Genomic DNA, 19411 nt, shown 5'->3' on the forward strand with positions numbered 1-19411 from the left:
GGCCTGGGGTTCCGTGGGGGGCGCCAGTTTGGGCGCCGGGGTCGTGGGGCGGTAGGCGTCGGCCGGCAGGTTGGGCACCGGCAGGTTGCGGATGGTTTCGTTGCTATTGAGAAAGCTGGGAAGGTTTTCGGCGTGGACGTATGAGCAAAGCGAGACTAACAGCAAGGGAGCCAAAGCGCGCATAGGACACTCCATGGTCAAGTCGCAGCAACGCGAGAGGTACTTCAGTCGGCGGCGCTTGTCAGGGTCTTGGCCTTGATCAAGGACTGCAACCGTCATGCTCCAGGCAAGAAAAAGACGAGAGACTCAATCGAATCCCTCGTCTCCAACCAAGCGTAGGCGCTGTAGGTAGGGCCGTCGAATCGGCCAGGTGCAAAACGCTTATCGGGTGCCGCTCAAGGTTCCGGTCAGCCCGCCGAGCACGCCACCGAGGCTGCCCGTGGTGCCGCCGGTGGTGCCACCGTCGACCAGGGTCCCGACCGAGGTGACCGTGGTCCCCAGGGTGTTCACGGTCTGGCCGACGGTGCTCACCACAGGGTTGGGGGCGCTGGCGGTGAGGGTGGTGCCTACCGTGCTGACGGCGCCGCCTACCTGGGTGAGCAGGCCGGCGATGGGTGTGCCGGTGCCGGTCGTGGCGCCTACTTGTTGGGTCAGGCCGGTGACGGTCGTGGTGACCGGGTTCAACGCTGCGCCGACCGTGGCGCCGACACCGGCCAGTGGCGCAGTGGCGCCGACATTGGCCACACCCGTGCCGCCCAGGGCTCCACCCACCGAGGCTACGACGTTGCCGACCGACGCTGTGCTTACCCCTGTGGCGCTGACCAGGGTGTTGGTGTTGCCGGCATTCAAGCCGGTACCCAGGTTGACCACCGCACCGCCGACGGTTTCCAGCAGGCCGGTGCCGCCGATGGTTCCACCGCCGGTGCTCGGGGCGGTCGTCAGGCTGCTGGTATTGCCGATGGTGGTGGCGACATTGTTCAGGGTGCCGCCCAGGGTATTGGTCAGCGTGTTGCCACTGCCCGTGGCGGTGACTTTGTCGCCCAGGCCGTCGACGGTCGTTGCCACCTTGTCGATCAGGCCGCCGACCGGAGCGCTCAGGCCCGTGGCGCTGACCACCTTGCCGGTCAGGCCTTCTGCCAGGGTGACGACCGGCACCAGCAGGTTGTTGCCGACCTTGTCTGTCACTGTCCCCAGGGGGCCGCTACTGGTCACGGTGGTGAGGGTGTCGCCGAGCATGCTGACCTTGTCGCCGACGCCGTCGAGTACCGGCGCCACTTTGGTGACCACACCGCCCACCAGGGGAATGCTGCTGGTGCTGGTGGCCAGCTTGCCGCTGATGTCCGAGACGCCATCGCCGACGTCCGACACCACGTTGCCGACTATGGCCGTGGTCTTGCTCAAGGCCTGTGGATCGCTGCCCAGTTGGCCGAGGCCATTGGTCAGGCCATCGCCTACGGTGTCGACCACATTGCCGGAAGTGCTCACCGCGCTTTGCAGGACCCCACCGACTACCGGAAGCGGAGCCAGCGCGCTGCTGAGGGTGCTGACACCGTCACCGACGCCGCTGATGGTGGTGCCGAGGTCGGACACCAGGGTCGAGGTGACCAACGGGGTAGTGGTGGGGGTTGTCGGGTCGGTCGGATCCGTTGGGTTGGTCGGGTCGGTGCCGCTACCCGTGCCTCCGGTCCCGCCAGTGCCACCCGTCCCTGCAGTGCCGCCGCCGGTTCCACCTGTACCACCCGTACCGCCGCCGATCCCGCCTGTACCATCAGTTCCGCCATCGATTCCGCCGGTCCCGCCTGTGCCCGCGGTGCCGCCACCGGTGCCGCCGGCACCGCCCGAACCATCGCCGGAGCCGCCAGAGCCACTGTCGGTACCTGCCGCGCTGTCGGGCGAGGAGCTGCCGGAACTGCTCTTGTGGCCGCCACCGCCGCTGCTGCAACCGGTCAGGCCGAGGGCCAGGATCAGGGCCAGCGCTGTGCTTGTTTTCAACCAGACTTGAGTTTTCATGAGTGAGATTCCTTGCACCTGTTACAACGTTTTGTTGTCTTCGATAACTCTCCAGTTCTGTTGCTGGAGATGTTTTCGTCCGTAGTCGCTATAAAAGGTCCAAGTGCTTTTTTTCACCATTCTCAACTTGGTATTAACAACTTATATATCGGCTGTTTTTGCTCCCGCGGAGGGACTAATACCAAAGGTGTGGTAAGCGCATTTGTTTATTAAAAGATGTTATTAATCAGTATGTTGTGTTTTTGAAGTGAAAACTCTTAGGGCGCTTAAACGAAAGTTATATATATACAATTAATTGCCTGACGACCCCGCCACGGATTTGGCGTCAACTTGCCTTATAATCCGCGGCCTGGCTTTTTTTCTGGAGAAACTTTATGCCTGCCCCTGTCTGGTGGCTGCTTTGCCTGCCGGTGATTGCCGGTGCTTTTTTACCCCTGCAAGCGGGAATCAACGGCCAATTGGCCAAGCAGGTTTCCAGCGTGCTGGCGGCGGCGCTGATCTCGTTTTTTGTCGGCACCGTGGCCTTGCTGGTCCTGGCCATGGCCCAGCGCGAAGTGCCCGGCCTGACGGCCTTGAAAAGCCTGACCTGGTGGCACTGGTGCGGCGGTCTGCTGGGGGCGTTTTTCATTGCCACCGCGGCCTTCGCCGGGCCACGGATCGGCGCCATGCTGTTCATGGCCCTGGTGCTGGCCGGGCAGTTGGGCATGGCCCTGGCGCTGGACCATTTCGGCTGGGCGGGGTTTCGCGAGGCACCCATCAGCCTCGGCAAGATTGCCGGGCTGGTGCTGATCCTGGCGGGAGTGTTCCTGATTCGTCGCGGTTGAGGCGGGCTCAGGCCAGCGGTTGCCAGTGCCCGCTCATATGTTCCAGGTCGCCCGCGCCGGTCAGGCGCAGGTCACCGCTCGAGCCCGCGGCGCTTGCCAGCAGACACACCTCGCTGGGCAGGCGCACCGGTTTTCTGAAGTCCACGGCAATCTCGACAGGGGCCGCCGGCAAATGTTCGCTCAATGCCGCCAGGGTCCGCGCCTTGTTCCACAGGCCGTGGGCGATGGCCTGGGGGAAACCGAACATTCGGGCGCTGATGGCGCTCAGGTGAATCGGGTTGTAGTCGCCGGACACCCGGGCGTAACGCCGGCCGATGTCGGCGGGGGCTTGCCAGCGCGTCAGCTCGCTGAGACTGGCCTCGGCCGACGGTTCTTCGGCCGATGCTTCGCCCGGCAGTTGCACACCCCGACAGAGCATCCGGCTTTGTGCTTCCCACAGCGGTCCCAGGGCGTCGTCGACGTAGGTCAACAGATCGAAAACCGCGCCTTTGGCATGGGGCTGCACGTTGTCCGCACGCACCCCGATGCTCAAGTTGCCGACCCCACCCATGGGCCGTAGCACGCGAATGCGGTTGGCCAGATGGATCAGCCCCAGCAGTGGAAAGGGGAAGTCCCTGGCGGTCAGTAATTGCATCTGCAGGGCGAACGCCAGCACATGGGGGTAGGTTGGCGGCAGCAGGCCGTTCTCGGTAAAACCGCAGACCTGGCGATAGGCCGCAAGCTTTGCCGGCTGCACGCTCACCTGGCGGCGCAGGCCATATTCAGGCAGCTCGATGCCGGTGATCTTGCGGCGGATCGCGGCCTTCCAGTACAGCTCGGGCAGGTTCGGCGGAGTATCCAGCTCATGCCATTGCAGGCTCATGTTCACGCTCCCAATACGCTTTGCCCACAGACTCGCAGCGCTTGCCCGCTGACCGCGCCACTGCCCGGCTGGGCGAGCCAGGCCACGGCTTCGGCGACGTCCTGCGGCAGGCCGCCTTGCCCCAGCGAACTCATGCGCCGCCCGGCCTCGCGCAGGGCGAACGGAATGTGCGCGGTCATCTGGGTTTCGATAAAGCCCGGGGCCACGGCGTTGATGCTGATGCCGCGCTCTTGCAACAGCGGGGCCCAGGACTGGGCCAGGCCGATCAGCCCGGCCTTGCTCGCCGCATAGTTGGTCTGCCCGCGATTGCCGGCGATACCGCTGATGGACGCCAGCAGGATCAGCCGGCCGTTGTCGTGCAGGCAGCCGCTGTCCAGTAGGGCCTTGGTCAGTACCTGCGGGGCATTGAGGTTGACCGCCAGCACCGCGTCCCAGAATTCCGGGGTCATGTTGGCCAGGGTCTTGTCGCGGGTGATGCCGGCGTTGTGCACCACGATGTCGATGCCGTCCGGCAACTGTTCCACCAGCCGGGTCGCGGCGTCCTCGGCGCAGATATCCAGGGTGATCGCGTGGCCGCCCAGGCGCGCGGCCAGGGCTTCGAGGTCGGTCTTGGCGGCGGGCACGTCCAGCAGCACCACCTGGGCGCCATCCCGGGCCAGGGTCTCGGCGATCGAGGCGCCGATGCCACGCGCCGCGCCAGTGACCAGTGCCCGCGTGCCGGCCAGGGGCCGGGTCCAGTCCTGGACCTGGGTCGCGCAGTGGGTCAGGCGGATCGCTTGGCCGGAGATGTAAGCGCTTTTCGGCGAGAGGAAGAAGCGCAGCGCGCCTTCCAGCTGGCTTTCGGCACCCTCGCCGACATAGAGCAATTGCAGGGTGGCACCGCTGCGCAGCTCCTTGGCCAGCGAGCGGCTGAAACCCTCCAGGGCACGTTGGGCGCTGGCGGCGAACGGATCGCCGAGGGTTTCCGGGGCGCGGCCGAGAATCACCAGGTGCGCGCTGGGTTCGAGGTTCTTCATCAGCGGCTGGAAAAATTCGCGCAGTTGCTTGAGCTGGTCGGTCTGCAGGAGGTCGCTGGCGTCGAACACCACGGCCTTGAGCTTGGGGCCGTGGCCGGGAATCCAGGCGGTGGCGAGGGTCGGATCGGTGCCGTAGCTGTAGATGCTCTCGGTCAGCCGCGGGGCGATGGCGCCGACCTGCTGGGTCAGCGGGCCGCCGCCGATCAGCAGCGCCCCCTCGACCGGGCGCATGCGGCCGGCCTGCCAGCGCTCCAGACGTACCGGCGACGGCAGGCCAAGGGCCCCGACCAGGCGGTGGCCGATGGACGAGTTGGCGAAGTCGATGTAACGATCTGACATGGAACACGCTCCAGGAACTGAGGTTCAAAGTGTGGACCACGAGGGGCCTTTGGTCGTTCGGTCCATGAGATACAAGCTGGGTTCTGCATATGAACGGCCTGATCGCCGCTCGGCGACTTTTCTTACAGAACCTACGCTTGTCGGTTGTGCCACTCACAGAATAGGGAGCTTTCCATGACTCAGCTGCGTCGTGTTGCGATTATCGGCGGCAACCGTATCCCCTTTGCCCGTTCCAACGGGCCTTACGCCACCGCGAGCAACCAGGCGATGCTTACCGCGGCCCTGGAAGGCCTGATCGAGCGCTACCGCCTGCACGGCCTGCGCCTGGGCGAAGTGGCCGCTGGCGCGGTGCTCAAGCATTCCCGGGATTTCAACCTGACCCGCGAATGCGTGCTCGGCTCGCGGCTGTCGCCGACCACCCCGGCCTACGATATCCAGCAAGCCTGCGGCACCGGCCTGGAAGCGGCGTTGCTGGTGGCCAACAAGATCGCCCTGGGGCAGATCGAATGCGGCATCGCCGGCGGCGTCGATACCACCTCGGACGCGCCGATCGGGGTCAACGAGGGGCTGCGCAAGATCCTGCTGCAAGCCAACCGCGGCAAGACCCTGGGCGACAAGCTCATGACCTTCCTGCAACTGCGCCCCTGGCACCTCAAGCCGGAACTGCCGCGCAATGGCGAACCGCGGACCGGCTTGTCCATGGGCCAGCACTGCGAGCAGATGGCGCAAACCTGGAACATTCCCCGCGACGAGCAGGATCAGTTGGCGCTGGAGAGCCATCAGAAAATGGCCGCCGCCTATGCCGAGGGTTGGCACGACGACCTGATGACCCCCTTCCTCGGCCTGACCCGCGACAACAACCTGCGCCCGGACCTGACCCTGGAAAAGCTGGCGTCGTTGAAGCCGGTGTTCGAACGCGGCGATAAAGGCACCCTGACCGCGGGCAACTCCACGCCGTTGACCGATGGCGCGTCCCTGGTGCTGCTGGGCAGTGAGGAGTGGGCGAAGGAACGTGGCTTGCCGATCCTCGCCTATCTGCGCGACGGCGAAGCGGCGGCGGTGGATTTCGTCCACGGCGCGGAAGGGCTGCTGATGGCACCGGTCTACGCGGTGCCGCGCTTGCTGGCCCGCAATGGCCTGAGGCTGCAGGACTTCGATTACTACGAAATCCATGAGGCCTTCGCCGCGCAGGTGCTGTGCACGCTCAAGGCCTGGGAGGACGCGGATTACTGCAAGACCCGCCTGGGGCTGGACGCGCCCTTGGGTTCCATCGACCGCAGCCGGCTGAATGTCAAAGGCAGCTCGCTGGCCGCCGGGCATCCGTTCGCCGCCACCGGCGGGCGCATTGTCGCCAACCTGGCGAAGCTGCTGGAGGTGGCGGGGCAGGGGCGTGGCCTGATTTCGATCTGCGCCGCCGGTGGCCAGGGCGTGACGGCGATTGTCGAGCGCTGAGGGGCCAGGTGTTTGTAGGAGCGAAGCTTGCTCGCGATCGAGCGCGAAGCGCTCGCCAGCTTCTTGTTTGGCAACGGGCAGCCGCCGAGCACTGGGCTATGATCCTGGTCGGTCGAGCCTGTCGACATGACGGGTTGACCTGGCACATTGAGTGCATCGGCACTGTCGTAGGTCGGTAACCTCTCCCCGTGGTGCGAGGATTGCCGTATAACGAGTGACATTCGCGTGTTTGGTAATAAAGGACCCCTGATAAAAGCTGATGAAGACTCCAAAACGCATTGAACCCCTGATCGAGGACGGTCTGGTCGACGAGGTGCTGCGCCCACTCATGAGTGGTAAAGAAGCAGCTGTTTATGTGGTGCGCTGCGGCAACGAATTACGTTGCGCCAAGGTTTACAAGGAGGCGAACAAACGAAGTTTTCGTCAGGCGGCCGAGTATCAGGAAGGCCGCAAGGTGCGCAACAGCCGTCAGGCTCGCGCGATGGCCAAGGGGTCCAAGTTCGGGCGCAAGGAGACCGAGGACGCCTGGCAGAACGCCGAAGTGGCGGCCCTGTTCCGCCTGGCCAACGCCGGCGTGCGGGTGCCCAAGCCGTTCGACTTCCTCGAAGGCGTGCTGCTGATGGAACTGGTGGCGGACGAATACGGCGATGCCGCGCCGCGCCTGAACGACGTGGTGCTGGAGCCGGATCAGGCCCGCGAATATCACGCCTTCCTGATTTCCCAGATCGTGCTGATGCTGTGTACCGGCCTGGTGCACGGTGACCTGTCCGAGTTCAACGTGCTGCTGACCCCCGACGGCCCGGTGATCATCGACCTGCCCCAGGCGGTGGATGCGGCGGGCAACAACCACGCCTTCAGCATGCTGGAGCGGGATGTCGGCAACATGGCGTCCTACTTCGGGCGTTTCGCCCCGGAGCTCAAGCGTACCCGCTACGCCAAGGAGATGTGGGCCCTGTACGAAGCCGGCACCCTGCACCCGGCCAGCGTCCTGACCGGCGAGTTCGACGATCCGGAAGAACTGGCGGATGTCGGCGGCGTGCTGCGGGAGATCGAGGCGGCGCGCCTGGACGAGGAGCGGCGCCAGGCCATGCGCATGGCCGACGACGCGCCACCGGCCAAGTCCGAGGAACCACCGCCTCCGCCCTGGATGCAGTGATTCACGGGCACAAAAATCCGGCAATAGCCGGATTTTTTGTGCCCGTGAATCACGTAGCCGCTGCCGATAGGCTGCGATCGACTGCGAAGCAGGCGCTGCTCTTGAAACCGCCAGAAGGGCCTTCGGCCCTTGTCGCAGCCTGTGCCAGCGGCTACAGGTCATGGGCGCGCGCAGCATCCGCCGGAGGCCAGGTCCTTGAGAATCGGGCAATCCGGGCGATGGTCGCCGTGGCAGTGCTGCACCAGGTCCTGCAGGGTGTCGCGCAGCCCGGCCAGCTCGGCGATTTTCCGGTTGAGTTCATCGATGTGCTGGCGGGCCAGGGCTTTGACATCGGCGCTGGCGCGCTGGCGGTCCTGCCACAGGGTCAGCAGCTTGCCCACTTCCTCCAGGGAAAACCCCAGGTCCCGCGAGCGCTTGATAAAGGCCAGGCTGTGCAGGTCGTCGTCACCGTACAGGCGGTAGCCGCTGTCGCTGCGATGGGCCGGCCGGAGCAGGCCGATGGACTCGTAGTAGCGGATCATCTTGGCGCTCAGGCCGCTCTTGCGGGCTGCTTGGCCGATGTTCATCGGGCGTCCTCCAGGTCTTTGGGTTTCCAGGTTTTCAACAGTAGCGCATTGCTCACCACGCTGACGCTGGACAGCGCCATGGCCGCCCCGGCCAATACCGGGTTGAGCAGGCCGAACGCCGCCAACGGAATGCCGATCAGGTTGTAGACGAAGGCCCAGAACAGGTTCTGGCGGATCTTCGCGTAGGTCTTGCGGCTGATCTCCAGGGCCGCCGGCACCAGGCGCGGGTCGCCGCGCATCAGGGTAATCCCCGCCGCGTGCATCGCCACATCGGTCCCCCCGCCCATGGCGATGCCGATATCGGCGGCGGCCAGGGCCGGGGCGTCGTTGATGCCGTCGCCGACCATCGCCACCACGCCGGTCTTTTTCAGTTCGGCGACTGTGGCGGCCTTGTCGGCGGGCAGCACTTCGGCGTGTACGTCGGCAATGCCCAGGGCCTCGGCGACCACCTTGGCGCTGCCGCGGTTGTCGCCGGTCAGCAGGTGGCTGCCGATATGGCGCGCACCCAGTTGCTGCACCGCTTGCAGGGCGCCGGGCTTGAGGGTGTCGCCAAAGGCGAACAGGCCCAGTACCCGTGGTTGCGGCTGTTGTTCGATCAGCCAGGACAGGGTGCGGCCTTCGGTTTCCCAGGCCTGGGCCGAGGCCGCCAGGTCGCCGGCCTGCAGGCCGCTTTCTTCCAGCAGGCGCCGGTTGCCCAGGGCCAGTTGGCGGCCGTCCAGGGTGCCGGCGATGCCGCGGCCGGTCAGGGACTGGCTGGCGCTGACGTCGGCTACCGCCAACTGGCGTTCGGCGCACAGGTCGAGAACCGCCTTGGCCAGCGGGTGTTCGCTGCCGCGTTGCAGGGCGCCGGCCAGTTGCAGCAGGCGGTCTTCGTCGCCGTCGACCGCGTCCAGGTGGGCGATGCGTGGCGTGCCGGAGGTCAGGGTGCCGGTCTTGTCGAAGACCACCGTGCTGACTTCATGGGCGCGCTCCAGGGCTTCGGCGTCCTTGATCAGGATTCCGTGGCGGGCGGCGACGCCGGTGCCGGCCATGATCGCGGTCGGCGTGGCCAGCCCCAGCGCGCAGGGACAGGCGATGACCAGCACCGCGACCGCATTGATCAGCGCGGTTTCCAGCGGCGCGCCATACAGCCACCAGCCGATCAGCGTCGCCAGGGCCAGCACCAGCACCGCCGGCACGAACACCTGGCTGACCCGGTCCACCAGTTTCTGGATCGGTGCCTTGCCGGCCTGGGCGTCTTCCACCAGGCGGATGATGCGCGCCAGCACGGTTTCCGCGCCGAGGGCCAGGGTCCGCACCAGCAGCCGGCCTTCGCCGTTGATGGCGCCGCCGGTGACCGGGTCGCCGGGTTGTTTCGGCACCGGCAGGCTTTCACCGCTGATCAGGGCTTCGTCGGCATGGCTCTGGCCTTCGACCACTTCGCCGTCCACCGGGAAGCGCTCGCCGGGCTTGACCAGCACCAGGTCGTTCAGGCGCAGGGCGCTGATCGCCACTTCCTGCTCACGGCCATCGATGACCTGGATCGCCCGTTCCGGGCGCAAGGCTTCGAGGGCGCGGATGGCGCTGGCGGTCTGGCGCTTGGCGCGGCTTTCCAGGTACTTGCCCAGCAGCACCAGGGCGATGACCACGGCCGAGGCCTCGAAGTACAGGTGCGGCATGCCGCCGGCGGGGGTGATGGCCCATTGGTAGAGGCTCAAGCCGTAACCGGCGCTGGTGCCCAGGGCCACCAGCAGGTCCATGTTGCCGGCGCCGGCGCGCACGGCTTTCCAGGCGGCGACATAAAAACGCGCACCGAAGATGAATTGCACCGGCGTGGCCAGGACGAACTGCGCCCAGGCCGGGAGCATCCAGTGCAGGCCAAAGGGTTGCACCACCATGGGCAGCACCAGCGGCAGGGCCAGCAGGATCGCCAGCACCAGGGACCAGCGTTCGCGCCGCAGGCGTTGTTCCTGATCGTCGCGCTCGGGGTGTTCGGCCTGCCACAGGGTGGCGGAATAGCCGGCCTTGCTGACGGCGGCGATCAAGTCGGCGCTATCGACCTGGCCCAGCAGATCGATGTGCGCGCGTTCGTTGGCCAGGTTGACGCTGACCCGGGTGACTCCGGCCACCTTGCTCAGTGCGCGTTCCACGCGACCGACGCAGGAGGCGCAGGTCATGCCGCCGATGTTCAGCTCCAGGCTGTGGGCCGGCACGCTGTAGCCGGCATCCTGCACCGCGGCCATCAGCGCCGGCAGGCTGTCGCTGGGCGCCTGGACACGGGCCTGTTCGGTGGCGAGGTTGACGCTGACGGCCGCGGCGCCCGCGACCTTGCTCAAGGCGCGTTCCACGCGCCCGGCGCAGCTGGCGCAGGTCATGCCGGCAATCGGCAGGTCAAAAGTGGTTGATTCGGACATCACTGACACTCCCTGTAAACGGTGGTCTACAGGATCAACCTTGCCATGCTGGCAAGGTCAAGCGCCATGGTGCGGGGTGCTTCAATCTGTCTCGGGGGTAGCACCCGGATCGTCGCCCGTGCCGGTTTCGGGGAGGGAAGGGCAGGCCCGGGCGACGATCCGCGATCAGTATCCCAGGCCGGTGCGCTGGAGGAGCAGGCCCGACGGGCTCATGGCGATGCGGAACTTCAGCACGTCGCCGGCCTTGAGGCTGATGTCCTGGGAGCCTGGCGCGAGCATGCCCGGGTTGCAGCCCGGCATCTGCCCTGGCAGCAGTTTCAGGCGCAGCGAGACTTTGCCCGGCGGCAGGTTGAAGGACGTGGCTTGTTCCTGGAACAGCCGGCCCGCCAACTGGTCCTCGATGTACAGGCCGATTTCGCAGGAGGTGGCGACTTCCAGGCGTTCCCGGGAAATGATCAGGACGCCGTAGTCCTCGCCGGCGGCGTTGACCGAAGGGGATGCCGCGATCAGGCCGAGGAGGCTGAACAGGCTGATAACCGACCAGCGCATGGCTGAATCTCCTAGTGTCGTGTCGTTGAGGGGGGAAGCTTGGCCGAGCGCGTCGCCGATTGCCAGCCCGGCAGATGCATCCGGAACTTGACCTTGCCATGATGGCAAGGTCGAGACTGGCGACAACCCTCACTACAGGAGAAGCGTCATGCAAGTGTTCAATGTCGAAGGGATGTCCTGCGGTCACTGCGTCCGGGCCATCACCCAGGCGGTGCAGAGCAAGGATCCGGCGGCCAGCGTCAAGGTCGATCTCGGGGCCAGGGAAGTGGGTGTGGAAAGCCGCTTGTCCGCCGACGAGGTGATCAGCCTGATCAGCGAAGAAGGCTATGCGGTCAAGCTGGCCTGAGCGGATTTAGCCGGTCTTTTTAATAGTTAGCGACCTATCGGAATGTTCAAGGCCTCCAAGCGCGGATAAACTGTCGGGCTGCCGACCGACCCGCACCTGGATGCCTGATGAACCTTCGCACAATCCTGATTCTCGGCGCCTTGAGCGCCTTCGGTCCTCTGGCCATCGATTTCTATCTGCCGGCGTTCCCGGCGATGGCGCTGGCCTTTGGCACCGATGAAAAACACGTTCAGCTGACCCTGGCGGCCTACTTCCTCGGCCTGTCCATCGGCCAGCTGGCCTACGGCCCGGTGGCCGACCGCTTTGGACGGCGCATCCCGTTGCTGGCCGGGGTGGGGCTGTTCACCTTGGCGTCCCTGGCCTGTGCCTACGCACCGAACCTGGAATGGCTGATCGGCGCGCGGTTCGTCCAGGCCCTGGGCGGCTGCGCGGGCATGGTGATTTCCCGGGCGGTGGTCAGCGACAAGTGCGATGCGGTGGGTTCGGCCAAGGTGTTTTCCCAGCTGATGCTGGTCATGGGCCTGGCGCCGATCCTGGCGCCGATGCTCGGCGGCCTGCTGGTGAATCTCTACGGCTGGCAGTCGATCTTCATCATGCTGACCCTGTTCAGCGCCCTGGCCGGCCTGGCGGTAGCCCTGGGCTTGCCGGAAAGCCTGCCGGCCCATGTGCCGCGCCAGCCGTTGTCCGGGGCCTTGCGCCAGTACGGTCGGTTGCTGGCTGACCGGGTGTTCCTCGGCCATGCCCTGACCGGGGGCATCGCCATCGCCGGGATGTTCGCCTACATCGCCGGTTCGCCTTTTGTCTTCATCAAGCTCTATGGCGTGCCGGCCGAGCATTTCGGCTGGTTCTTCGGGATCAACGCCGGCGGCTTCATCCTGGTGGCGCAGATCAATGCGCGGTTGCTGGCCAAGCGTGGCCCGGCGTTCCTGCTGGCACGCACAGTGTGGATCTACCTGCTGGGTGGCCTGGCCTTGCTCGCCGTCAGTTCGCTGCACCCGGCACAACTCTGGCCGCTGCTGGCGCCGCTGTTCATTTGTATCGCCAGCCTGGGCTGCATCCTTCCCAATGCCTCGGCCTGCGCCATGAACGGTCAGGGTGCGCGGGCCGGCAGTGCCTCGGCGATGCTCGGCTGCCTGCAGTTCAGCGTGGCGGCCGGCGCCGCGGCGTTGGTGGGCGTGTTGCACGATGGCAGCGCCGTGCCGATGGCAACGGTCATCAGCCTGTGTGGGGTTCTGGTGGTGACGCTGGCGATGGTCACCCGCAAATTGCAGAACGCCAGGGCGCTGCAAGCCGCCCAGCTGTAATCAGCCGGCGGCGCGCTGTTGGCTTTCGGGGAATCGGTGGGGGGCTTGCAGACGCGTTTCCAGCGTATTGGCGAAGGCTCGGGCTTCGGCCTCGCTGCGGAAAGTCACCGCATGCTGGTCGAGTTGAACCTGCCATTGGGTGCCTTTGGATTTTGCCAATTCTTTTATCAGGATCTTCATTGCTGACCTCCTAGCGTAAAAGACTGCATTGCAAAGGCCCCCAGTGTAGACCCGAATACGGTCACAAGTATGACAAGGATCAACTGTCGGACTGACGGCATCCTGCCCCTTTTTAGCGCAGGCAGGACGCCGTCCGCTCCCCGCTTCAGAAGCCTTCCAGCACGACCTTGCCCTTGGCCTTGCCGCTTTCCAGCAACGCATGGGCGCGCCGCAGGTTGGCCGCGTTGATCGTGCCGAAGTGCTCGCCCAGGGTGGTCTTCAAGGTGCCGGCGTCGATCAGCTCGGCGATGCGATTGAGCAGCTTGTGCTGCTCCTGCATGTCCGCGGTTTCGAACAGCGAGCGGGTGTACATGAACTCCCAGTGCAGCGACAGGCTCTTGCGCTTGAGCTTGGTCACGTCGAGGGTTTTCGGATCGTCGATCAGCGCCAGCCGGCCCTGGGGCGCGAGGGCCTCGACCAACTCGTCCAGGTGCGTATCGGTCTGGGTCAGGCTGGCGACATGGGTGACGCTGGCCTGGCCGGCTTTTTTCAGTTCCTGGCTCAACGGCTGGCTATGGTCGATCACCAGGTCGGCGCCCAGCTCGCGTACCCAACCCTGGGTTTCGGCGCGCGAGGCGCTGCCGATGACCTTGAGCCCGGTGAGCTGGCTGGCCAGTTGGGTGAGGATCGAACCGACGCCGCCGGCCGCGCCGACGATCAACAGGCTCTGCTGCCGATCGGCCTGGCCTTCGGCGATCTGCAGGCGTTCGAACAATAGTTCCCAGGCGGTGATCGCGGTCAGCGGCAGGGCGGCGGCTTCGGCGAAGCCCAGGCTCTTGGGCATATGGCCGACGATGCGTTCGTCGACCACGTGCAATTCGCTGTTGCCACCGGCGCGGGCGATCGAGCCGGCGTAGAACACCTTGTCGCCGGCCTTGAACAGGCTGACGTCGCTGCCCACCGCCTTGACCACCCCGGCCACGTCCCAGCCCAGCACCTTGGCGGCGCCACCTTCAGGCTGGACGTTCTGGCGGACCTTGGTGTCCACCGGGTTGACCGAGATGGCTTTGACTTCCACCAGCAGGTCGCGGGGGCCGGCGAGCGGCTCCGGCAGTTCGATGTCTTGCAGGGATAGCGGATCGTCGATCGGCAGGGAGGCGTAGTAGGCGATGGCTTTCATGGTGGGTTTTCCTGATGAAGATGAAGGTTGGGTCAGAGGAGCAACAGGCGCTTGAGCTCGAAGTGCTCGATCGCCTCGCGGGTCTGGCTGAGAAAATGCTGGAAGTGCGGCGTGGCGTTGTGAAATTCCAGGGCCGCCTCGTCGTCCCAGCGCTCCAGTACATAAAAGGTGCCTGGGGCTTCGGCGTCCTGGTGCAGGTTGTAGTACTGGCAGCCGGCTTCTTCGCGGCTCGGTTGCACCAGGGCGCTGAGTTCGCGCTTGAGCACGGCCTGCTGGCCGCTCTTGGCGACAAGGGTGGCGATGGCGGTAAAGGCTTGCGACATAGGGAGTTCCTTCAAAGGCTGGCGTGACGAGCTGATATGACGGTAGGCCGATCATTGGCCATTTCCCCTGAAGATAAAACCGGCTAAAACAGCAGTCTCTTTCAATATTTTTTTGATAATGCCCGGTGAGCCAGATGCTGCGATTCGATGACCTGCAATTGTTCGTGCGCGCCGCCGACCTCGGCAGCCTGTCCGCTGCGGCGCGGGTCATGGACCTGTCGGCGGCGGTGGCCAGCGCTGCCCTCAAGCGTATCGAGCAGCAGCTCGGCGTCCGGCTGCTGGCGCGTTCGACCCGCAGCCTGCGCCTGACCGCCGAGGGCGAAGGGTTTCTCGAATACGCCCGCGCGGCCCTGAGCAACCTGGAGGAGGGGCGGCGCCTGCTGGCCAGCGGGCAGGATCAGGTCAGCGGTGTTCTCCAGCTGTCCGCGCCCTCGGATTTCGGCCGCAATCTGTTGCTGCCCTGGCTCGACCAGTTCCAGCTGGAGCACCCCAGGCTCACGCTGCGCCTGCTGCTGGGTGACCGTATCGCCGACCTGTTTCGCCAGCCGGTGGACATTGCCCTGCGTTACGGCGAACCGGAAGACTCCAGCCTGGTGGCCTTGCCTGTCGCGCCGCAGAACCGCCGGGTGCTGGTGGCCGCCCCCGAGTACCTGGCCCGCCACGGCGAGCCGCGTCAGCTGGAGCAACTGGCCCAGCACAATTGCCTGCTCTACATGCTTGGCAGCCGGGTGCATGACCATTGGAGTTTCCATGACGGCAAGCGCGAGGTCGGCCTGACGGTCAGCGGCGATCGCTTCAGCGACGACGCCGATGTGGTGCGCCTGTGGGCGGTGGCGGGGCGGGGCATCGCCTACAAGTCCTGGCTCGACGTGGCGGCCGATGTGCTGGCCGGGCGGCTCAAGGTGCTGCTGCCGGAGCTGCGCTGCGAACGGGCACCGCTGAACCTGTTGTGCGCGCATCGGGCGCAACTGAGCAAACCGGTGAAGCTGCTGCGGGACATGTTGCAGGCGCGCTGCGCTGAAGTTTCCGCGCATTACCCCAAGCCAACCCACGCCGATCACTGACCCAGGCCGGCGGCGTCGTTGCCGGGTGCGGGCAGGTCGCATCCAGCACTGAGCGGCGGCGTCGATCTTGCACACTCGATTGCAGACCATTCAATCGGGGGGACGGGGCATGGCAAGTCAGGGATACAGTGCGGCAGAGCGTCTGGAACGCTTGCCCATCAGCGGTTATCACCGGGTCATTTTCATCATCATCGCCCTGGCGTTTTTCTTCGACTCCATGGACCTGGCGATGATGACCTTTCTGCTTGGCTCGATCAAAGCCGAGTTCGGCCTGAGCACGGCCCAGGCCGGCCTGCTGGCCAGTTCGAGTTTCTTCGGCATGGTGGTCGGCGCATCGCTGTCGGGCATGCTCGCCGACCGCTTCGGGCGCAAGCCGGTGTTCCAGTGGAGCATCGTGCTCTGGGGTATCGCCAGTTACCTGTGCTCCACGGCGCAGACGGTGGACAGCCTGACCCTGTTCCGGGTGCTGCTGGGGATCGGCATGGGCATGGAGTTTCCCATCGCCCAGTCGATGCTCTCGGAGATGATCCCGGCCAAGCGGCGCGGGCGCTATATCGCCTTGATGGACGGCTTCTGGCCGCTGGGTTTTGTCGCGGCGGGCGTGCTTTCGTACTTCCTGCTGCCGCTGATCGGCTGGCGCGACATCTTCCTGGTCCTGGCGATCCCGGCGGTGTTCGTGCTGGCGATCCGTTTCTTCATCCCCGAGTCGCCGCGCTGGCTGGAGCAGGCCGGGCGGCACGCCGATGCCGACCAGGTGCTGCGGCGGATCGAGGATAAGGTCCGCGCCTCGCTGCAGCGTGCGGACCTGCCCGAGCCGGTGCGCCTGCCGCGGGTGGAGAGCGTGCCGGGGCACTTCTTCTCGGCCTTGCGCGAGATCTGGTCGCCGCTCTATCGCCAGCGCACGATGATGATCTGGAGTGTGTGGTTCTTTGCCCTGCTGGGTTTTTATGGCCTGACCTCGTGGCTCAGTGCCTTGTTGCAGCAATCGGGTTTCGCCGTGACTCAGTCGGTGTATTACACGGTGCTGATTTCCCTCGGCGGGATTCCCGGCTTCCTCATGGCCGCCTGGCTGGTGGAGCGCTGGGGGCGCAAGCCGGTATGCGTGATCACCTTGCTGGGCGGTGGGGTCATGGCGTTCTTCTACGGGCAGAGCGCGGTGTTCGGCGGCAACGTGGCGCTGCTGATCAGCTCCGGCCTGTTGATGCAGTTCTTCCTGTTCGGTATGTGGGCGGTGCTCTACACCTACACGCCTGAGTTGTATCCCACCTCGGCGCGGGCTACCGGCTCCGGGTTCGCCTCGGCGGTGGGGCGCATCGGGTCGCTGCTCGGTCCTTTGGTGACCGGCGTGGTGTTCCCGATGACCGGGCAGGGTGGGGTGTTCGCCCTGGGCGCGCTGTGTTTCGCGGTCGCCGCGGCGGTGGTCTGGCTGTTCGGGATGGAGACCCGGGGCAAGACGCTGGAAGAGTTGAGCGAAGTCGGCGTTTGATCTGTAGCCGCTGCCGCAGGCTGCGATAAGGTTCGAAGAACCTTCCGAGGCCCTCAAGAGCGGCGCCCGCTTCGCGGTCGATCGCAGCCTGCGGCAGCGGCTACAGGGTTATCGCGGGCAGGTTACCCGCGATGGTGGTTTACGGCTTGACCAGGCGCGCATCCAGGCTGTTCTGCGCCAGGCGCTTGGCCTGGTCCTGGGTCATGCCCAGGTGGGTGTACAGGGCGTGGAAGTTCTCGGTGACGTAGCCGCCGAAGTAGGCCGGGTCATCGGAGTTCACCGTGACCTTCACCCCACGCTCGAGCATCTCGAGGATGTTGTGCTGCGACATGTGATCGAACACGCAGAGCTTGGTGTTCGACAGCGGGCAGACGGTCAGCGGGATCTGCTCGTCGATGATGCGCTGCATCAGTCGCTCGTCCTCGAAGGCGCGCACGCCGTGGTCGATGCGCTGGATCTTCAGCAGGTCGAGGGCTTCCCAGATGTACTCGGGCGGGCCTTCTTCACCGGCGTGGGCGACAGTGAGGAAACCTTCGCTGCGGGCCCGGTCGAACACCCGCTGGAACTTGCTCGGCGGGTGACCCATTTCCGAACTGTCCAGGCCGACCGCGACAAAGGCTTCGCGGAACGGCAGCGCCTGGTCGAGGGTTTTCTGCGCTTCATCTTCGCTCAGATGGCGCAGGAAGCTCAGGATCAGGCCGCTGGTGATGCCCAGTTGCTGCTCGCCATCCTTGAGCGCGCTGGCGATGCCGTTGAGCACCACTTCGAAAGGAATGCCGCGATCGGTGTGGGTCTGCGGATCGAAGAAGGGTTCGGTGTGGATGACGTTCTGCTCTTTGCAGCGCAGCAGGTAGGCCCAGGTCAGGTCATAGAAATCCTGGGAGGTGCGCAGTACGTCCGCGCCCTGGTAGTACAGGTCGAGGAACTCTTGCAGGTTGTTGAAGGCATAAGCCTTGCGCAGGGTTTCCACATCGCTCCAGGGCAGGGCGATCTTGTTGCGTTCGGCCAGGGCGAACAGCAGCTCGGGCTCCAGGGATCCTTCGAGGTGCAGGTGCAGTTCGGCCTTGGGCAAGGCGTTCAGCCAGTCGTACATGGGTGTGATCTCATCAGGTGCAGTCGAGCGCTGCGTGAACGTATTGCGCTCCATCATCCTGCGGCGAAAAGCCCACCGCAAGGTTCGATGACAGGCGCCGGCCCCGGGTTTCCCCAGGGCTGCGCGGGCGCGTCAGGTTCCAATCGCGCCCATAAGGGCAGGCATTCTACAGGCGCGCGCGGACTATTCGGTAAAACCTGACCCGCCGGGCGATCAGGACGCTTGCGATTCCCGGCGATAGGCATAGGTATCGGCGAACCGCGACAAGAGGAATTCGGCGCAGGTGGTGACCGGGTACTTCGGCGGATGCCCGGCATCCTGGCAGCCGGGCAGGCATTCGATGCGGGTATCCGGATGGGGTTCGGCGAAGAACGGCATCGAGTAGCGGTCCACCCCCAGCGGGCTGATCACCCGGTGCGGCGTCGACCGGTAACGGTCGTTGCTCCAGCGCGCCATCATGTCGCCGAGGTTGACCACGAAGGTGCCCTCGATGGGCGGGGCGTCGATCCACTGGCCCTGGACATTGCGCACCTGCAGGCCGCCGGCGCTGTCCTGGTAGAGCAGGGTGATGCAGCCGTAGTCGGTGTGGGCGCCGGCGCCTTGCTGTTCGTCGCTGCTGGCGGTATGCCGAGGCGGGTAATGGATCAGGCGCAGGACGCTGACTGGCTCCTTGAAGCGGCTGTCGAAAAAGTCGCGCTCGATGCCCAGGGCCAGGGTCATGGCCCGCAGCAGGGTCTGGGCCAGGGCCTGCATGTCCAGGTAGTGCTGCTCCATCAGGGTTTCCCAGCCGGCGATATCCGGGTGCCGATTGCTGCCGCGCAACGGTTTTTCCGCGAGCACTTCGGGATGCTCGGCCGGCAGGTGCAGGCCCATGTCGAAGGTTTCCTTGAGGTCGCTTGGCTTTTCCGGGTCCAGTTGCTCGGTGGCGATCGCGCCATAGCCGCGATGGTGGCGGGTCTGGGTGATATCGATCCTGAGTTTCTCGGCGGCCGGCAGGGCGAAGAAATGCCGGGCGGCGTCGAGCAACTGGCCGATGCGCCCGGAGGTGATCGGGTGGCCCTGGATATAGAAGAAGCCCCACTCGCGGCAGGCACGGTCGATCTGCTGGGCGACGCTGTTCCAGCCTTGGGTGTCGTCGCCGTAGAGCGGGCTGATGTCGATGATTGGCAGCTGGTTCATATAAATGCTCTCAAGGTACTCACTGCCCTGTAGCCGCTGCCGCAGGCTGCGATCGATCTGGGCGGCACTCCGACGAAGGGGGCGTGCTCTGGATCGAGCAAAGGACCTTC

Annotated in this window: 18 protein-coding genes and 1 pseudogene; 7 read left to right on the plus strand and 12 right to left on the minus strand. The window is 65.4% G+C overall.

Annotated elements, in window-relative coordinates; genetic code table 11:
• Both AC07Y9_RS30185 and AC07Y9_RS30190 read right to left on the minus strand, forming a co-directional pair.
• Positions 1-183 (minus strand): annotated as a pseudogene (locus tag AC07Y9_RS30185) (ShlB/FhaC/HecB family hemolysin secretion/activation protein); the annotation flags it as partial.
• Positions 184-381: 198 nt separating this feature from the next.
• Positions 382-2010, minus strand: a complete 1629-nt coding sequence (locus AC07Y9_RS30190; RefSeq protein ID WP_102680524.1) for a collagen-like triple helix repeat-containing protein — start codon at positions 2008-2010, stop codon at positions 382-384.
• 374 nt (positions 2011-2384) lie between these two features.
• Here AC07Y9_RS30190 and AC07Y9_RS30195 point away from each other — a divergent pair, with 374 nt between their 5' ends.
• Entirely contained in the window at positions 2385-2834 is a 450-nt protein-coding gene (locus AC07Y9_RS30195; RefSeq protein ID WP_007928728.1) for a DMT family transporter, read from the plus strand.
• 7 nt (positions 2835-2841) lie between these two features.
• On the opposite strand, the gene AC07Y9_RS30200 is transcribed toward AC07Y9_RS30195, so the two are convergent.
• Positions 2842-3696 (minus strand): MaoC family dehydratase, encoded by an 855-nt coding sequence (locus tag AC07Y9_RS30200; RefSeq protein WP_102680523.1) that lies wholly within the window; start codon positions 3694-3696, stop codon positions 2842-2844.
• Positions 3697-3698: 2 nt separating this feature from the next.
• Entirely contained in the window at positions 3699-5051 is a 1353-nt protein-coding gene (locus AC07Y9_RS30205) for a 3-oxoacyl-ACP reductase (RefSeq protein WP_102680522.1), read from the minus strand.
• 174 nt (positions 5052-5225) lie between these two features.
• Between AC07Y9_RS30205 and AC07Y9_RS30210 the strand changes: the two genes are divergently transcribed.
• Together AC07Y9_RS30210 and AC07Y9_RS30215 are read left to right on the plus strand one after the other, a co-directional pair.
• Positions 5226-6503: an acetyl-CoA C-acetyltransferase gene (locus tag AC07Y9_RS30210; protein WP_102680521.1), complete on the plus strand. Its 1278-nt coding sequence runs from the start codon at positions 5226-5228 to the stop codon at positions 6501-6503.
• A 259-nt stretch (positions 6504-6762) separates the two neighbouring features.
• Positions 6763-7659, plus strand: coding sequence for a PA4780 family RIO1-like protein kinase (locus AC07Y9_RS30215; protein ID WP_007928734.1), 897 nt, complete (start codon positions 6763-6765; stop codon positions 7657-7659).
• A gap of 158 nt (positions 7660-7817) precedes the next feature.
• Here the strand turns inward: AC07Y9_RS30215 and cueR are convergent, their stop codons facing one another.
• From cueR to AC07Y9_RS30230, 3 genes are all read right to left on the minus strand, one after another.
• Positions 7818-8225 (minus strand): Cu(I)-responsive transcriptional regulator, encoded by a 408-nt coding sequence (gene cueR, locus AC07Y9_RS30220; protein ID WP_102680520.1) that lies wholly within the window; start codon positions 8223-8225, stop codon positions 7818-7820.
• Positions 8222-10618 (minus strand): heavy metal translocating P-type ATPase, encoded by a 2397-nt coding sequence (locus AC07Y9_RS30225; protein WP_102680519.1) that lies wholly within the window; start codon positions 10616-10618, stop codon positions 8222-8224. Before AC07Y9_RS30225 ends, cueR begins: the two co-directional genes overlap by 4 nt.
• A gap of 165 nt (positions 10619-10783) precedes the next feature.
• Positions 10784-11167 carry a hypothetical protein gene (locus AC07Y9_RS30230; RefSeq protein WP_007923289.1) on the minus strand — a complete coding sequence of 128 codons (384 nt, stop codon included), beginning with the start codon at positions 11165-11167 and terminating at the stop codon, positions 10784-10786.
• A gap of 148 nt (positions 11168-11315) precedes the next feature.
• On the opposite strand from AC07Y9_RS30230, the gene AC07Y9_RS30235 reads away from it, so the two are divergent.
• Both AC07Y9_RS30235 and AC07Y9_RS30240 read left to right on the plus strand, forming a co-directional pair.
• Positions 11316-11513 (plus strand): heavy-metal-associated domain-containing protein, encoded by a 198-nt coding sequence (locus tag AC07Y9_RS30235; protein ID WP_007923288.1) that lies wholly within the window; start codon positions 11316-11318, stop codon positions 11511-11513.
• A 107-nt stretch (positions 11514-11620) separates the two neighbouring features.
• Positions 11621-12817, plus strand: a complete 1197-nt coding sequence (locus AC07Y9_RS30240) for a multidrug effflux MFS transporter (RefSeq protein ID WP_102680518.1) — start codon at positions 11621-11623, stop codon at positions 12815-12817.
• Here the strand turns inward: AC07Y9_RS30240 and AC07Y9_RS30245 are convergent, their stop codons facing one another.
• From AC07Y9_RS30245 to AC07Y9_RS30255, 3 genes are all read right to left on the minus strand, one after another.
• Positions 12818-12997 carry a hypothetical protein gene (locus AC07Y9_RS30245; RefSeq protein ID WP_007923286.1) on the minus strand — a complete coding sequence of 60 codons (180 nt, stop codon included), beginning with the start codon at positions 12995-12997 and terminating at the stop codon, positions 12818-12820. It abuts the gene before it with no gap.
• A 145-nt stretch (positions 12998-13142) separates the two neighbouring features.
• Positions 13143-14156, minus strand: a complete 1014-nt coding sequence (locus tag AC07Y9_RS30250) for a zinc-binding alcohol dehydrogenase family protein (RefSeq protein ID WP_102680517.1) — start codon at positions 14154-14156, stop codon at positions 13143-13145.
• Between the two features lie 32 nt (positions 14157-14188).
• The gene (locus tag AC07Y9_RS30255) at positions 14189-14479 is read right to left on the minus strand and encodes a putative quinol monooxygenase (RefSeq protein WP_009042017.1); all 291 of its coding nucleotides are present in this window, start codon (positions 14477-14479) and stop codon (positions 14189-14191) included.
• A 134-nt stretch (positions 14480-14613) separates the two neighbouring features.
• Between AC07Y9_RS30255 and vimR the strand changes: the two genes are divergently transcribed.
• Both vimR and AC07Y9_RS30265 read left to right on the plus strand, forming a co-directional pair.
• A complete protein-coding gene (gene vimR, locus AC07Y9_RS30260; protein ID WP_102680516.1) occupies positions 14614-15543 on the plus strand; it encodes a transcription regulator VimR in 930 nt (309 codons plus the stop codon).
• A 109-nt stretch (positions 15544-15652) separates the two neighbouring features.
• Positions 15653-17029 (plus strand): MFS transporter, encoded by a 1377-nt coding sequence (locus AC07Y9_RS30265; RefSeq protein ID WP_007923281.1) that lies wholly within the window; start codon positions 15653-15655, stop codon positions 17027-17029.
• Between the two features lie 139 nt (positions 17030-17168).
• Here AC07Y9_RS30265 and AC07Y9_RS30270 read toward each other — a convergent pair whose 3' ends face one another.
• Both AC07Y9_RS30270 and AC07Y9_RS30275 read right to left on the minus strand, forming a co-directional pair.
• Entirely contained in the window at positions 17169-18122 is a 954-nt protein-coding gene (locus AC07Y9_RS30270; RefSeq protein WP_007923280.1) for an adenosine deaminase, read from the minus strand.
• Positions 18123-18335: 213 nt separating this feature from the next.
• Positions 18336-19301 (minus strand): 2-oxoglutarate and iron-dependent oxygenase domain-containing protein, encoded by a 966-nt coding sequence (locus tag AC07Y9_RS30275; protein WP_102680515.1) that lies wholly within the window; start codon positions 19299-19301, stop codon positions 18336-18338.
• Between the last annotated feature and the right edge of the window lie 110 nt (positions 19302-19411).

Source organism: Pseudomonas sp. GW456-L12 (assembly GCF_059424045.1).